13 protein-coding genes are annotated in these 14,183 nt (G+C 65.4%); 4 read left to right on the top strand and 9 right to left on the bottom strand.

Going from position 1 to position 14,183, the window contains the following annotated elements; genetic code table 11:
- Window positions 1-4: 4 nt before the first annotated feature.
- From GGD62_RS18875 to GGD62_RS18845, 7 genes are all read right to left on the bottom strand, one after another.
- Window positions 5-469 (bottom strand): GFA family protein, encoded by a 465-nt coding sequence (locus tag GGD62_RS18875; RefSeq protein ID WP_018315747.1) that lies wholly within the window; start codon window positions 467-469, stop codon window positions 5-7.
- The gene (locus GGD62_RS18870) at window positions 466-2,337 is read right to left on the bottom strand and encodes a methylmalonyl-CoA mutase family protein (RefSeq protein WP_183709466.1); all 1,872 of its coding nucleotides are present in this window, start codon (window positions 2,335-2,337) and stop codon (window positions 466-468) included. The genes GGD62_RS18875 and GGD62_RS18870 overlap by 4 nt, the downstream gene beginning before the upstream one ends.
- 81 nt (window positions 2,338-2,418) lie before the next feature.
- Entirely contained in the window at window positions 2,419-2,910 is a 492-nt protein-coding gene (folK, locus tag GGD62_RS18865) for a 2-amino-4-hydroxy-6-hydroxymethyldihydropteridine diphosphokinase (RefSeq protein ID WP_183709464.1), read from the bottom strand.
- Window positions 2,910-3,278 (bottom strand): dihydroneopterin aldolase, encoded by a 369-nt coding sequence (folB, locus tag GGD62_RS18860; RefSeq protein WP_018315750.1) that lies wholly within the window; start codon window positions 3,276-3,278, stop codon window positions 2,910-2,912. The genes folK and folB overlap by 1 nt, the downstream gene beginning before the upstream one ends.
- Window positions 3,275-4,135: a dihydropteroate synthase gene (gene folP / locus GGD62_RS18855; RefSeq protein WP_018315751.1), complete on the bottom strand. Its 861-nt coding sequence runs from the start codon at window positions 4,133-4,135 to the stop codon at window positions 3,275-3,277. The genes folB and folP overlap by 4 nt, the downstream gene beginning before the upstream one ends.
- Window positions 4,136-4,365: 230 nt before the next feature.
- On the bottom strand, window positions 4,366-4,773 hold the full coding sequence (locus tag GGD62_RS18850; RefSeq protein WP_018315752.1) for a DUF4332 domain-containing protein: 408 nt from the start codon (window positions 4,771-4,773) through the stop codon (window positions 4,366-4,368).
- A gap of 26 nt (window positions 4,774-4,799) precedes the next feature.
- The gene (locus GGD62_RS18845; RefSeq protein ID WP_183709462.1) at window positions 4,800-5,165 is read right to left on the bottom strand and encodes a DUF2267 domain-containing protein; all 366 of its coding nucleotides are present in this window, start codon (window positions 5,163-5,165) and stop codon (window positions 4,800-4,802) included.
- A 348-nt stretch (window positions 5,166-5,513) separates the two neighbouring features.
- On the opposite strand from GGD62_RS18845, the gene GGD62_RS18840 reads away from it, so the two are divergent.
- From GGD62_RS18840 to GGD62_RS18830, 3 genes are all read left to right on the top strand, one after another.
- Window positions 5,514-7,136 (top strand): helicase HerA-like domain-containing protein, encoded by a 1,623-nt coding sequence (locus tag GGD62_RS18840; RefSeq protein WP_183709460.1) that lies wholly within the window; start codon window positions 5,514-5,516, stop codon window positions 7,134-7,136.
- A gap of 246 nt (window positions 7,137-7,382) precedes the next feature.
- The gene (locus GGD62_RS18835) at window positions 7,383-8,711 is read left to right on the top strand and encodes a glycosyltransferase family 87 protein (RefSeq protein ID WP_183709457.1); all 1,329 of its coding nucleotides are present in this window, start codon (window positions 7,383-7,385) and stop codon (window positions 8,709-8,711) included.
- 25 nt (window positions 8,712-8,736) lie between these two features.
- Complete coding sequence (locus GGD62_RS18830; RefSeq protein WP_183709455.1) at window positions 8,737-10,131, top strand: M20/M25/M40 family metallo-hydrolase; 1,395 nt, start codon at window positions 8,737-8,739, stop codon at window positions 10,129-10,131.
- Between the two features lie 221 nt (window positions 10,132-10,352).
- Here the strand turns inward: GGD62_RS18830 and GGD62_RS18825 are convergent, their stop codons facing one another.
- Window positions 10,353-11,132: a class II aldolase/adducin family protein gene (locus GGD62_RS18825; protein ID WP_092256635.1), complete on the bottom strand. Its 780-nt coding sequence runs from the start codon at window positions 11,130-11,132 to the stop codon at window positions 10,353-10,355.
- A gap of 181 nt (window positions 11,133-11,313) precedes the next feature.
- On the bottom strand, window positions 11,314-12,963 hold the full coding sequence (locus GGD62_RS18820; protein WP_183709453.1) for a glycosyltransferase family 39 protein: 1,650 nt from the start codon (window positions 12,961-12,963) through the stop codon (window positions 11,314-11,316).
- A gap of 312 nt (window positions 12,964-13,275) precedes the next feature.
- Here GGD62_RS18820 and GGD62_RS18815 point away from each other — a divergent pair, with 312 nt between their 5' ends.
- Window positions 13,276-14,178, top strand: a complete 903-nt coding sequence (locus tag GGD62_RS18815) for a DUF308 domain-containing protein (RefSeq protein WP_183709451.1) — start codon at window positions 13,276-13,278, stop codon at window positions 14,176-14,178.
- Window positions 14,179-14,183: the final 5 nt, after the last annotated feature.

Raw genomic sequence — 14,183 nt, 5'->3', positions numbered from 1 at the left:
ATCCTCAATCATGATCCGGATGCTGATGGCTGACGATGGTCGCCATCTTCTCCGGTCCGTAATTCTGTTGCGTGGTCTGGCTCGGCAGATTGGCGATGCCCACCACCCAGCCGAGGCGGGATTCGGTGCCGAACTGTCGTGTCGGAATAATCTGGTCAGGACGGTCGAACGCGCCGGTCATGATCTCGATCCGGTCGCCGTCGATGCGGCCGAAGCTCAGCGGCGTGCCGCAGCCGGCGCAAAAGCCGCGTTCGGCGATGGTGGAGGAGCGGAAGAACGACGGCTGCCCCTTGGTCCAGGCAAAGTCGGTCTTGTTGATGTCGGCAAAGGACGCGAACGGCGCGCCGGCCGCCTTCTGGCACATGCGGCAGTGACAGATCGAAATCCTGGTTGGCGCGGTCGTGACGCCAAAGCGCACGGCCCCGCATTGGCAGCCGCCGGTGAGAACTGGTTTGCCTGGTTCGGTCATTTCTGTTCCATCCGTCGATAGGCGTCTTGCAGAGTGGCAAGCGCATCGCCTCCGGCGAAGACAAAACCCGTGACGCCGGCGGCCCGCAGCGCCGCCTCGGCCTCAGTCGGGCGGCCTGCCAGATAGATATGTCGACCGCCGGCCGTTTGCAGGGCCTTCGCTGCAGCTTCGGCGTGTTCCGCATAGACCTTGTCGTTGGAACAAAGACAGGCAAGCTCGGCGCCCGAGGCCTTGAACGCTGCAGCCACCTTGGCCGCATCGGCAAAGCCCTCGCTATCTAGGGCTTCGATGCCGCCGGCTTCGAAGAAGCTCTTGGCAAAGGTCGCGCGCGCCGTGAAATCGGCGGCCGTGCCGAGATTGGCCAGGAACACTTTCGGCCGGGAGCCGCGCGCCTTCAGCGCCGCGTCGGATTTGTCACGCAGCGCCTCGAACGGTTCCGCCAGCCGGATCGGCGGCAGCGGATCGAACTTGTATTTCTGCTCGCCGTACGGTGCCAGCTCGACCGGCGTCGCTTTCAGCACCGCGGTCTCGCTCTCGTGCAGGTTCGGAAACTCGCTGGCGCCGGTCAGCACGTCGCGACGCCTTGCGATGTTGGCGTCGCGCGCTTTTCGCGCGGCCGCGACCTTGCCCTGAAACAGGCCTTGCTGAAGCGCGGCAAACGCACCGCCGGCCGTCTCGCTCTCCTGGAATAGGGTCCAGGCCGCCTCACAAAGCTGCGCGGTCAGCGTCTCGATGCCGCCTGCGCCGGCGGCGGGATCAGAGACCTTGGCGAGGTTGCTCTCTTCCAGCAGCAGGGCTTGCGTGTTGCGCGCCACACGGCGCGCGAACGGATCGGGCAGGCCGAGCGCCAGCGTATGCGGCAGCACGGTGATCGCGTTGGCGCCGGCCAGCCCCGCCGCGAATGTCGCGATGGTGGCGCGCAGCATGTTCACATAGGGATCGCGCTGCGTCAGCATGCGCCACGCCGTGTCGGCGGCGATGAACAATGGTTTGGGCGTAAGCCCGCACGCTGTTTCGATGCGCGCCCAGAGCAGCCGCAGCGCGCGGAATTTCGCCATGGTCAGGAACTGGTCGGCATCCGCGGCGAGCCGCGCATAGACCATGCCCTGCGCGGCTTCGAGCGGAATGCCGGCGCCTTCGATCGCGCGCAGATAAGCGACGCCGCAGGCGAGCACGAAGGCGAGCTCCTGCACCTCGGAGCCGCCGGCATCGTGGATCACGCGTCCGTCGGCGGACGCGAACGGTCCCTTGAAACCAAGCCCGGCGAGGCCCTTGATCGCGCCGGTGACGGCAGGGGCGATCTCCTCCCAGGTATAGGGACTGTGGCCCCACACCGCGCCCGCCGCGAGCGGATCGAGCCCGAAGCGGATGTTGCAGGCGGCGGGATCGAGGCCGCTGCTCTTCACATATTCCGCGACATGGATCGCGGCCATCCGCGATTGCGGACCGATCTGAAGCTCGAGGCCGATGCCGGCATCGAGATGGATGTCCTTCAAGACCCTTGCGATGGCTTCGGCCGAAGGTTCCAGACCGAACCCGTGAGCGCCGCTGCCGCCGGCGAACACCAGCGCGAGCCCGGTCGCGCCGTTCTCCAGATCCTGCAACGCCTGTGCATTCGCGAGCGCCGCGTCGGGATGGTCGATCCGCTGGATGATTTGCCAGGGGGCGGCGGCCGGTCGACCCACGACGGGCGCGACACCCTTGGCGCGCGGATAGAGCGGATCGATCTTGAGTCCGTCATAGGTCTTGCCGACCAGCTTCTCGAACGGCGCGCCCTTCAGAACGCCGTCGACCAGCTTGCGCCAATCCTCGACGGTCGCCTTGGGAAAATCGGCCGCCAGCGGCAGGTCGTCAGTCACGGAGGTCATGCGGCCAAGGGCTCCCAAACGTATCGTTATTCGCAGGCGAAATTGCCACGGCGGACCGCCCCTGCAAACGGTTGTTTTTGGTTAACCGGTATCCGGAAGCCGCTCAATGCCTTGCGTCGAGACGCTGGCGAGCCCGTCACGCACTGGAATGCCCGAGATCACGCGGTCGGGTGCAATCTCGGCCAGCGGCACCAGGACGAAAGCGCGCTCGAACAGGCGCGGATGCGGCAAGGTCAGGTCCGGCTTCTGCAAGCTGACATCGTCATAGGCGATCATGTCGAGATCGAGCGTGCGCGGGCCCCAGCGCCGCTCCTTGTTCCGCGTGCGGCCGAATTTCTGCTCGACCTTCTGCAGCACGAACAGCAGCGCGTGCGGATCGAGGTCGGTCTCGATCTCGATGCAGGCATTGATGAAGGGCGCCTGGTCCTCGTCGCCCCACGGCGGCGTGGCATAGTCCGAGGACCGCGCGATCAGGGCGCCTTGCGCCATGCCGCAGATGTGCGCGATCGCCTTGGCGAATGTCGCGCGGACATCGCCGACATTGCCGCCGAGTGCGATCAGCACGCTTGCCATCAGGGGTGCCGCGAGCGGGTCAGCATGATGCCGACATCGTCGAAGATCGCGGCGATCGGCGCATGCGGCTTGTGCACGGTGACCTTCACGGCGCGGATACGCGGGAAGTGCGACAGGATGGCGTCGGCCACCGCGCCGGCGGCGCGCTCCAGAAGCTTGTAATTGGTATTCTTGAACGCTGCCGTCGTCGTCGCCACGACGTCGGCATAGGACACGGTGTCGGCGAGCCGGTCGCTGCGCGAGGGCTCCGACAGGTCGGTATAGAGTTCGAGATCGATGACGAAGCGCTGGCCGACTTCGGTCTCGTGATCCATCACGCCGTGGCGGGCGTGGATCGACAGGCCGGTGACGAAAATCGTATCGGTCATTGCTTGCCCTCGATTGCGTTCGCCACCCGCAGCGCCTGCAAGGTCTCGGCGACGTCATGGGTCCGGATGATCTTTGCGCCGCGCTGTGCGGCGATCAGGTGCGCGGCGATCGAGCCGGCGAGCCGGTCCTTCGGCTCCGATGGCGACACCGAAGCGATGAAGCGTTTTCGCGAGGCACCGACGAGGATCGGCAGGCCGAACATCTCGAATTCGCGCAAGCGCGCCAGCGCGGTCATGCTCTGCTCGGCAGTCTTGCCGAAGCCGATGCCGGGATCGAGCACGATCTTGTCGCGCGCGATGCCGGCCTTTGCGGCGATATCCAGCGAGCGCAGGAAGAACGTCTTCATGTCCGTGATGATGTCGATGGCGGGATCGGCGTCGTCGCGGTTGTGCATGACGATGACGGGAACGCCTCTCGCGGCCACCAGCGGCGCCATGGCGGCGTCGCGTTGCAGGCCCCAGACGTCGTTGGCGATCGCCGCGCCCTGGTCGAGCGCGTAGGCCACCACCTCGGCCTTCATGCTATCGATCGACACCGGCACGCCGAGCGCGACCACGCCCGCCAGCACCGGCTTCAGCCGGGCGAGTTCGTCGTCCGCCGTGACGGCCTTCGCGCCCTTGTAGGGCCGGGTGGATTCGGCGCCGATATCGATGATGTCGACGCCATCCGCGATCATCGCCCGCGCCCGTGCGAGCGCCTGCTCGGGCGCGATGAACTCGCCGCCATCGGAGAAGGAATCCGGGGTGATGTTGAGCACGCCCATCACCGCCGGGATCGGTCGTTCCAGCAGTTTCCGCAGCGCATCTGGCCCGGCCGAGCCGGCCGGCGGGACGGATGGGGAGGGCGAGGCATTCATGCCGCCCGCTTTGCGCGGTCGGGGAGGGGGAGTCAAGACGGAAGGGCGCAGCACAACCCTGGTCTGAGACCGTCACCCTGAGGCGCTCGCCTCTTCGGCGAGCCTCGAAGGGCGACGGCCCGGCTCTCTCCGTGCGGATGTGGCGGTGGCCGTGCATCCTTCGAGGCTCTCCACGGGGACGCTTTGCGTCCCGTGTTTCGCACTTCAGGATGACGGAGAGAGCAAGTGAACTAATACGTAATCTTCGGCTGCAGCTTCTTCGCCTTGGCGATGATGTCGCCGACCGACTTCTCGGAAGGCAGGATGCGGAGCAGCTTCTTCTTTTCGTTGGCGTCGCGCATGCTCTGGGCGAGCCTTGCCGGATTCCGATAGGCGAGCTCGCGCACGGTGGTGACGCCGGCGGCGCGGACCAGGCCGACCTTGGCCCGCCCCATGCCGGGAATACGCATGTAGTCGGAGACGTTGGCCCATTCCAGCAGCAGCTGCTCGCTAATGCCGGTCTTGGCGGAAAGCGCCTTGCGGCCCTTCACCGTGCCGGCCGCCTCGAGCAGCCCGTCGGTGGTGCGGATGCCTTGCGCCTTCAACTTGTTGGCGGCAAAGACCGACAGGCCCTCAATCTCGGAGATCGGATATGTCATGATACTCGATATGAATTGCCAAAGCTTCAGGCGAACTGGCTGAGGCCCGGCGTCCCCGCAATGATCTTGCCCATCTGATCTGCTCCGATTTTGTCTCGGCCGAAGCGGAAAAGTTCACGGGCGACGTTTTGAATCTCCGACATGCCAAGTCCGAGGCCCATCAGGCGCGAGCCGGCAGCCATCAAGCCGCCGCCCATCAGCCGCGACAGTCCGCCGCCGCTCCTGGATGCCTCGATCGCGGCTTCCGCTCCGGGGATCTGATCGATCAGGGCCTGCACGCTGTCGGAAGGACCCTCGTTGCGGAGGAAGCCCAGGATGATGCCGACGCTCTTTTCAGCGACAGCACTATCTATGCTGGCGTTTGTCGCCAGCCGCCCGATCAGCTCGTCCATAAGGCCCGCCCCTCAGCCGGTTTGCTTGCCGGAGTATTTCTTTCGAAAATGATCTTGAGCCGGTGTGATGTGAAATTCAAGCGATGAACGCACGCGTCGTCGCGATTCACCTTCGAACGCGCGAAAAGTGTTGCAGCGATGCAAGAGCGGAGTTGGAATCGGCGAAAAATTGCCGCGTTGCGAACGCCTCGTTCCTACTTTCGGCTGATGTCGTCCGTCCGTTTCCGACTATGTCGCATGTTCGGCCGTGTTGAACCGTTTTAATCGGCGCGCAACATGCGTTAAACTACGGAACTGGTGCATTTGAGTTTCAATACGCGAAACCCGGCAGAGAGATCAGAGAGAATAATGACCGCACAGGACAGCAAGCTCGGCGATACCGACGACAAGATCTTCGTCGGCAAGGGAGACGAGCAGGCATGGCTGACGCTGGCGCTCGCCAATCGCCACGGCCTCGTCACGGGTGCAACCGGAACCGGCAAGACCGTGACGCTGCAAGTGATGGCGGAAGGATTTGCACGCGCCGGTGTTCCGGTCTTCGCGGCGGACATCAAGGGCGACCTCTCCGGCATCTCCGAGGTTGGCGAGGCCAAAGACTTCATCCTCAAGCGCGCTTCCGAAATGGGGCTGAATTTCCAGCCCGACCAGTTCTCGACAGTGTTCTGGGACGTGTTCGGCGAGCAGGGGCACCCGGTGCGCGCGACCGTCACGGAAATGGGGCCGCTTCTGCTCGCGCGCATGCTCGACCTCAACGACGTGCAGGAAGGCGTGCTCAACGTCGCCTTCCGCGTCGCTGACGACAACGGGCTGACCCTCATCGACATGAAGGATCTGCGCGCACTGCTCGACGCCATCGTGCCCGATAGCGCGAAGAAGGGCGCGGACGCGGGGGAGGATCCGCTCGCCGCCATCCGCAAGGCCGCGCAGGGGTTCGGCAACGTCACCAAGGCCACCGTCGGCACCATCCAGCGCCAGCTGCTGGTGCTGGAGAACCAGGGCGGCACCAAATTCTTCGGCGAACCGGCGCTGACGCTGAAGGACTTCATGAAGACCGACCGCGACGGCCGCGGCATGGTCAACATCCTGGTCGCCGACAAGCTGCTGCAGAACCCCAGGCTTTACGCGACATTCCTGCTGTGGATGTTGTCGGAGTTGTTCGAGGAGCTGCCCGAGGCCGGCGATCTGCCCAAGCCAAAGCTCGTGTTCTTCTTCGACGAGGCGCATCTGCTGTTCAACGATGCGCCCAAGGCGCTGATGGACAAGATCGAGCAGGTGGTCCGCCTGATCCGCTCCAAGGGCGTCGGCGTCTACTTCGTGACGCAAAACCCGGTCGACGTCCCCGACCGCGTGCTCGGACAGCTCGGCAACCGGGTGCAGCACGCGCTACGCGCCTTCACCCCGAGGGACCAGAAGGCGGTCGCCGCTGCGGCCCAGACCTTCCGGCCCAACCCGAAGCTCGACACAGCCAAGGTGATCATGGAGCTCGGCAAGGGCGAAGCGCTGGTGTCCTTCCTCGAGGGCAACGGCACGCCGGCGATGGTGGAGCGGGTGCTGATCCGGCCGCCGTCGGCTCGCATCGGGCCGATCACGCCGGACGAGCGCAAGGCGATCATGGCTGCGAGCCCGGTGAAGGGCAAATACGACGCCGCGGTCGATGAAGAGTCCGCTTACGAGATGATCCAGAAGCGCATCGCCGGCACAGCGGCCACAGCGGACGGCCCGGCTGGCGGAAATGGCGGCGGCCTTCTCGGCCAGTTCGGCTCGATCGTCGGCACTATCTTCGGCACCAACGTCAAGCGCGGCCGCCTGTCGACCGGCCAGGTCATTGCGCGGGACGTGACGCGATCGGTCACCAACCAGGTGATCGGCGGGATGGCCGCCAATATCGGTAAGTCGGTCGGCGGCCAGCTTGGCGGCTCGATCGGCCGCACGCTGGTCCGCGGCGCGCTCGGCGGATTGCTGCGGCGGTAGGCGGGCCGCTTTTGGCAATTCCGCTTGCCCCAAAAGGTCGTGGACGCCCAGGCCTTCGCCGCGCCGAAGCGGCTTCGGCCGCGCAGGCGGGACAAGCCCGGCCATGACGCTGTGAAAGCTCAAGTACTCTGCTAGTCACCTCATGTGCCGTTGCCCGAGGCCGCCAACGGTACAATTTCAGGTGAGGGGCTCTCCAAGCCTGCGCCGGTCTGCTACGTCCTGTTCGCCGCCGCACAGGACCACCCCGTGACCCCGCCCGCCCCGTTAGCCAAGCCTGACGCGCCCAGACGCCTGTCGCTGCGCGCGCCGCTGGACCTGCTGTTTCTGTTCTGCTGCGTCCTGCTCACCGCCGACGTGCTCGTTCCCGAGATCTTCGGCAGCGGCAAGACCAAGGATTACCCGCTGTGGTTGTGGGCCGGGCAACAGGTCCTGCAGGGTGAGCCACTCTATCCCGCCACGGCCGTCGAGTATTTCGAGTTCATCTATCCGCCGCTGCCGGCGATCCTGCTGGCGATCCCGAGCTGGTTCGGCAAGATCCCGCTCTATGTCGTCCTGTCGATCCTGAATGCCGTGGCGTGGTGGTACACCGGGACGTTCTCCCAGGTCATGGCCGGCTCGGGGCGCAGCCCCGGCCGCTGGCTGGAGGCGCTGCCTGCCGTCGTCACCGTGCCGTTCGTGTTCGACATGTTCGACCTCGGCCAGCCGAACCTCGTCCTGCTGGCCATGATGCTCTACGGTTTCTGGAGCTTGCGGCATCAACGTCCCTGGCTAGCGGGCTTCATGTTCGCGCTCGCCGCTGCCATCAAGGTGTTTCCGATCGCGGTCCTGCCGTATCTGGTCTGGCGGCGAAAATGGGCGGCGGCCGCCGGCACGGTCGCCTTCACCGGCATCCTTCTCTATGTCGTGCCGGCGCCGATCCGCGGCTTCGAGCGCAACGCGGCCGAGCTTGCGACCTGGTATCAGGGCATGGTCGGAACGAGCTCGGAAAAGGGCTTTGGCCAGCGTGACGAGCAGAACTGGTCGTGGGTCAACCAGTCCCTCATCGCCGTCACGCACCGCCTGGTCCGTCCGATCAACTTCAATCTGGAGGATCCCGGCAAGCCGCCGCGTACGATGAACATCATCGACGTCGATTACAGGACGGCGAACTGGATCGTGCTGGTGCTGTCGGCCTTGCTCGGGCTCGGCTTCGTCGCGATCATGCCGCAGCAAGCGCGGCGAACGGCGCGCTCGGATGCCGAGGAGCTCGCCATCCTGTTCTGCCTGATCACGGTGGCCTCGCCTTTGGCTCGGCAATACTATTTCATGTGGCTGTTCTTCCCGATGACGGTGCTGATGCATCGCGCCGCCTTCGACGAGCGGCCGAATGTGCGTCTCGGAACCTGGCTCGCCCTCGGCGCAGCCGGAATTCTCATGCTGCTGGCGCTGCCGTGGTTTCCAACTGTCCTCCAGGCTTGGGGCAACAATCTCCTCGCGACCGCCGTTCTTGCAGGTAGTCTTGCATGGCACATCCGGCATCCGCCCGTTGCGGCTGGCTCCGAGCCCGCGACGGCGCTAAAACCCGGTACCTCTTGAGACTCGAACGTCAGGACCAACGACCATGGCCAATGCGCAGCTTCAATCCGTGCTCGACCACATCGACAAGGATTTCGACAACAGCCTGGAGCGCCTGTTCGCGCTGCTCCGGATCAAGTCGATCTCCGCCGATCCGGCCTTCGCCGGGGGTTGCAAGGCGGCGGCCGAGCATCTCGCCAAGGATATCGCGAGCCTCGGTGTCGCCACTGAAGTGAGGCCGACCGCGGGCCATCCCGCCATCGTCGGCAAGACCGGGGCCGGAGGGCGGCCGCATGTGATCTTTTACGGCCATTACGACGTGCAGCCGGTCGACCCGCTCGATCTCTGGCACCGTCCGCCGTTCGAGCCCGTCGTCACCGACCATGCCGACGGCCGCAAGATCATCGTCGCGCGCGGCGCCGAGGACGACAAGGGCCAGGTGATGACGTTCGTCGAAGCCTGCCGCGCCTGGAAGAAGGTGACGGGCTCGTTGCCGGTCGACATCACGTTCCTGATCGAAGGCGAGGAGGAGGTCGGCTCGAAGAACTTCGTGCCCTTCATCGAGGCCAACAAGGACGAATTCAAAGCCGACTACGTGCTGGTCTGCGACACCGGCATGTGGGACCGCAACACGCCGGCGATCACGACCTCGCTGCGCGGCCTGCTCTATGAGGAGCTGAAGATCACCGCCGCCAATCGCGACCTGCATTCCGGCGTGTTCGGCGGCAGCGCGATGAACCCGATCCGGGTGCTGACGAAAATTCTGGGCGGCCTGTTCGACGACGACAACCGCATCACCATTCCCGGCTTCTACGACGGCGTGAAGGATCTGCCGCCTGATATCCTGGAGCAGTGGAAGAAGCTCAACCTGACGCCGGAGATGTTCCTCAAACCGATCGGCCTGTCGATACCGGCCGGCGAGAAGGGGCGCCTCCTGATCGAGCAGGCCTCATCGCGCCCGACCTGCGACGTCAACGGCATCTGGGGCGGCTATATCGGCGAGGGCTCCAAGACGGTGATCCCGTCGCATGCTTCAGCCAAGGTCTCGTTCCGCCTGGTCGAAGGGCAGGACCCGCAAAAGATCCGCAAGGCCTTCCGCGACTACGTGACGGCGCGCATTCCCGGCGACTGCAAGGTCGAGTTCGGCGACCATTCCGCCGCGCCCGCCGTCGCGCTCGACTGGAACATGAAGCCGCTCGCCGCCGCCAGCAAGGCGCTGACGGAGGAATGGGGCAAGGAGACCGTGCTGATGGGCTCCGGCGCCTCGATCCCGATCGTCGCCGACTTCAAGCGCACGCTTGGCCTCGACTCGCTGCTGGTCGGCTTCGGATTGGACGACGACAACATCCATTCACCGAACGAGAAGTACGATTTGAGAAGCTTCCAGAAAGGCATCCGCTCCTGGGCCCGCATCCTCGCGGCGCTGGCGGAGGTGAAGTAGGGCACGGTGCCGTAGGGTGGGCAAAGGCGCAAAGCGCCGTGCCCACCATCTCTCACCAAACGCGAAAGAACGTGGGCACGCTGCGCTTTGCCCACCCTACGGCTATGCTTTCGTGGCGACCACCGCCCCAAAATAAAAACGCCGCCCGGAATTGGGCGGCGTTTCATTCCAAAAGGCGTAGAGGTTAGTTGGGTGCTAGCCTACACCAAATCCCGAAAATTTCAAGACCGGTAGCCCGGAAGCTCACGGTCGAGCTTGCGCAGCAGCGGCGGCCACACGAGGTTGGTGGCGCGCAGCTCGGCGCGGTCGCGGTTGGCGAGCAGCTCGGTGTTCTTGTCGATCGCGGTATCGTCGACCGGGTAGACCGGCGTGCCGAGCGCGCGCGTGCGCACCTGCATCGAGCAGGCGCGCTCGAGGTGGTACATGCGCTCGAAGGCGGATGCGACCGAACGACCGACGGTGAGCGTGCCGTGATTGCGCAGCAGCATGTGGTTGTGGTCGCCGAGATCCTTCTGCAGCCGTGGCCGCTCGTCGTGGTCCAGCGCGATGCCTTCATAGTCATGATAGGCGAGGTCGTGGGTGACGAGCTGGGCGGTCTGGTTCAGCGGCAGCAGGCCTTCAGCGCTGCTCGACACCGCGGTGCCGTCGAGGGTGTGGAGGTGCAGCACGCAGATCGCGTCCTCGCGCACCTCGTGGATCGCCGAATGGATGGTGAAGCCCGCCGGGTTGATGCTGTATTCGCTCTCGGAGAGCTGGTTGCCGTGCAAATCGACCTTGACGAGGCTCGAGGCCGTGATCTCGTCGAACATCAGCCCATAGGGATTGATGAGAAAATGATGGTCGGGGCCGGGCACGCGCGCGGAGATGTGGGTGTCGACCAGATCGTCCCAGCCGTACAGCGCGACAAGGCGGTAGCAGGCGGCGAGATTGACCCGTTGCTGCCACTCGGCCTCCGTCATATCAGACGGCACTTCCTTCAGGCGTGCTTCCGCTGGCGACATGGCTGATCTCTCCGAACATCGTTGTTGCGGGGAGGGAGCGTAGTACCGCTCGTGGCAAGCAGCAAGGCGCGACAAGCGCGCGGCAGTCAAGCGTGGCCCGCATGAGCGGAGCGACATGCGGGACCGCTCTGAGAGGGATCCCGGATGTCGCTTCGCTCATCCGGGCTACGGAAGAAGAATATTACGGCGCCGGGATCGAGAGCAGGCTGGAAATGCTGCGGCCGCGGATGTCGTAGACGCGGGCGAACACCACGTCGTCGCGCTTGATCTCGACCATCACGGGCGCGGTGAGGCCCTTGCAGTAGAACTCGCCGAGCGTCATCGCGAAATCGGCCGCGTTGGAATCCCAGCCGATGGTGAAGTCGGGCCCGAGCGCGACCTGGGCGGGGCGCTGCGGACCGCAGACCGCGACCTTCCATTTGCGATTAGTCGGCGGCACTTCCTGGCGTTCGACGATCTGCTCGCGCAGCTCATCCGAGGCCTGCTTCAGCGCGAGGCCCCAATAGTCCAGCATGAAGCGGTCGTCGGCGCCGCGGACGGTGCCGGCGATGTGGTTGAAGTGGGTGTACTGATAGGGATGCAGCCGGATCATCTCGGCGAGCGAGAGCGCGAGGCCAAAGCAGAACGTGGCGAGCACGACCGGCTGCCAGGTGCGGTGATTGGCGCGCAGGCGCTCCATGGCCCAGGCGAAGGCGACGCCGCCGAGCACCGCCATCGGCGGGATCACGAACACGAAATGGCGGATGCCGTTGTACAGCGCCGGCCGCTTCACCATCGCGATCGCAAGCGGCAGGGTTGCGGCGAGCGTCAGCATCAGCATGATGGTCTTGCGCCGCGCCGGCACTTCGCTTCGCGGCAGCATGGCGAAGGTGCCGACCACGGCGCCGGCCGTCAGCACCAGCATCACCTCGGGCAGCTGCAGCGCGAACAGCGTCGGCAGATAGGACCAGGGCATGTCGGGCACGGACACGATCGCGCCGTCGAACATCTCCTTCCACGGCTTCTCGAAGAAGTGCGAGAAGTAGGTCAGCGCCTCGAAGGGATTGCCGGGCTCCATGATCGACCACGGCCAGATCAGGCCCATCACGAGGTAGCCGAACGCGAGGCCAGGCAGCAGCACATAGACGACATGGGCGAAGCGGCGGACCGACTCGCGCAGGCCCTCGCTGCGCAGTTCCTGCAGGAACAGCGGGATGAAGCCGAGCACGGCGTAGACCAGCGCGAGCCCGCCGAGAACGCGGCAGCCCAGCGAAAGGCCGGCACCCAGGCCGACGATCAGGATCGTGCGCGGCGACGGCTTGGGATATTCCTCGGCGAGCCGGACCAGGCCGAGCATCAGGATGATCATGGCCACCGCGAAGGGCGCATCCTTCGGATTCATGAACATGTGGCCGTAGAAGATCGGGCACAGCGCGAGCAGCAGCAGCGAGGCAAGACCGGCAAGGGGGCCGCCGATGCGGCGGCCGAGCCGCCACGTCACCGCAAGTCCGACCACGCCGACGATGGCGCCGACCAGTCGTCGCGTCTCGAACAGCTCGAGCGGAATGATCTTGTGCAGGAGGGCCGCGACCATGTCGAAGCCGCCGCCATACATGTAGAGATTGGCGAAGGAGAGCGCCGCGGTGTCCTTGAAGCCGGAACCGAACATGCGCAGCAGCAAATCGGCATATTCAGCGTGGGTGTAGTCGTCCCAGCCGAGGCCGTAGTCGCGGAACGTCAGGCCCGCAATGACCGCGACCGCGGCCAGCACCAGCATGGCGAGATCGTCGCAAGTCCGTTCGACCGAGCGCCGCAGAGGCGTGTCGATCGCCGCAGTCGTGATGGATGTCATGGCTATCGGTGCCCCGGAATCCCCTCTTGGCCCTGCTGGTGCGCGCGGGCCTCAACCCCGGACTCCCTATAGCGCAGTTCCATTACCAAGTAATTGGGCATTATGGCTAAATTCCTGATGCGACGCAGCAATTCCGGTTACTTGAGAGCAGTCTAAGCAGTAGCGAGCCGTAGCTGAAGGGAATGTGAATAAGTCCCTGATTTCCTTCCCTTTAGGAACGCTACCGACAATTCCTCGTTGGCGTGGAACACCGGATGACGGTATCGTGGCGTAGCGGTTGTCGCGTGTGGATGGCGACCGGGGGTGAGTTCGATGAATCTGGCATTGTTGATCGCGGGGATTTTCGCCGTCGTGGCGGGCTTCCTTTCGATCCTGTTTGGCTTCTCCGTCAGGGAGTTCAGCCTCGGCAGCCCCCTCATAATCTCGGGCACGATCGCCGTCTGCTCCGGATTGTTACTGGCCGGCCTCTATGTCGTGGTCACGGAACTGAAGGGCCTCGCGCGCCGGCTGGCCGGTGCGCCGTCCGAGGTTCGGGTCAGGCCCGTGCTGCCGGGCCTCGCCGCATCCGGGCCGGGCCTTGCCGTGCCAGGCGCTGCTGCGCCCGAGCCGATGCCCGCTGCGGCGGCAAGGGGCGAGGCAAGGATCGAGCCGCCACCGTCGCCGCCGCCCGCCGCAGGCCCGCCGCCGTGGCAGAGCGAAGTCGCCGCGCGCGAGCGTCCGCGTGTCGAGACGCCGCCGGTGCCGGAAGCTCCAACGCCGCCCGCGGCTCCGGAAGCGCCGCGCCGACGCAACCTGTTGTTCGCCTCGACCTCGCGTAAGGAACGGGAGCGTGCGGAGGCGAAGGCCATCGAGGACGCGCCGCCGCAGCTCCCTGCGGAGCCCGGTGAGGCGCTGGATACCCCGCCTGCAAGCTTCGACGATGCCTGGCCGAAGCCGGACCGCATGCGTCCGCCGGAGCCGCCGGCCGCCTTGCGCCGGCCGCCGCCGCGCTCGCCATCGACCTTTGCGGAGGCCGCTCCGCCTGCACCCGAGCCGCCGCCGCCTCCACCGCCACCTGTCGAGCAGCCGCCCGTCACCGTGCTCAAATCCGGAATCGTCGACGGCATGGCCTATTCGCTCTATTCCGACGGCTCGATCGAAGCGCAGATGCCGGAGGGCATGATGCGCTTTGCCTCGATCGACGAGCTGCGCGCCCATCTCGACCAGCGGTCCTGAGCTCT

It is taken from the genome of Bradyrhizobium sp. ERR14 (assembly GCF_014198235.1).
Classification (GTDB): domain Bacteria; phylum Pseudomonadota; class Alphaproteobacteria; order Rhizobiales; family Xanthobacteraceae; genus Bradyrhizobium.
Note: the sequence above shows the minus strand (reverse complement) of the source record. Positions and strands in the feature narration are given on the sequence as shown.

Bases quoted from the DNA above. Each gene is read 5' to 3' on its own strand.
- GGD62_RS18840 (WP_183709460.1), top strand. From the start codon at position 5,514: ATGACCGCACAGGACAGCAAGCTCGGCGATACCGACGACAAGATCTTC.
- folP (WP_018315751.1), bottom strand. From the start codon at position 4,135: ATGAATGCCTCGCCCTCCCCATCCGTCCCGCCGGCCGGCTCGGCCGGG.
- GGD62_RS18845 (WP_183709462.1), bottom strand. From the start codon at position 5,165: ATGGACGAGCTGATCGGGCGGCTGGCGACAAACGCCAGCATAGATAGT.
- folK (WP_183709464.1), bottom strand. From the start codon at position 2,910: ATGGCAAGCGTGCTGATCGCACTCGGCGGCAATGTCGGCGATGTCCGC.
- folB (WP_018315750.1), bottom strand. From the start codon at position 3,278: ATGACCGATACGATTTTCGTCACCGGCCTGTCGATCCACGCCCGCCAC.
- GGD62_RS18825 (WP_092256635.1), bottom strand. From the start codon at position 11,132: ATGTCGCCAGCGGAAGCACGCCTGAAGGAAGTGCCGTCTGATATGACG.
- GGD62_RS18830 (WP_183709455.1), top strand. From the start codon at position 8,737: ATGGCCAATGCGCAGCTTCAATCCGTGCTCGACCACATCGACAAGGAT.
- GGD62_RS18820 (WP_183709453.1), bottom strand. From the start codon at position 12,963: ATGACATCCATCACGACTGCGGCGATCGACACGCCTCTGCGGCGCTCG.
- GGD62_RS18815 (WP_183709451.1), top strand. From the start codon at position 13,276: ATGAATCTGGCATTGTTGATCGCGGGGATTTTCGCCGTCGTGGCGGGC.
- GGD62_RS18870 (WP_183709466.1), bottom strand. From the start codon at position 2,337: ATGACCTCCGTGACTGACGACCTGCCGCTGGCGGCCGATTTTCCCAAG.
- GGD62_RS18850 (WP_018315752.1), bottom strand. From the start codon at position 4,773: ATGACATATCCGATCTCCGAGATTGAGGGCCTGTCGGTCTTTGCCGCC.
- GGD62_RS18875 (WP_018315747.1), bottom strand. From the start codon at position 469: ATGACCGAACCAGGCAAACCAGTTCTCACCGGCGGCTGCCAATGCGGG.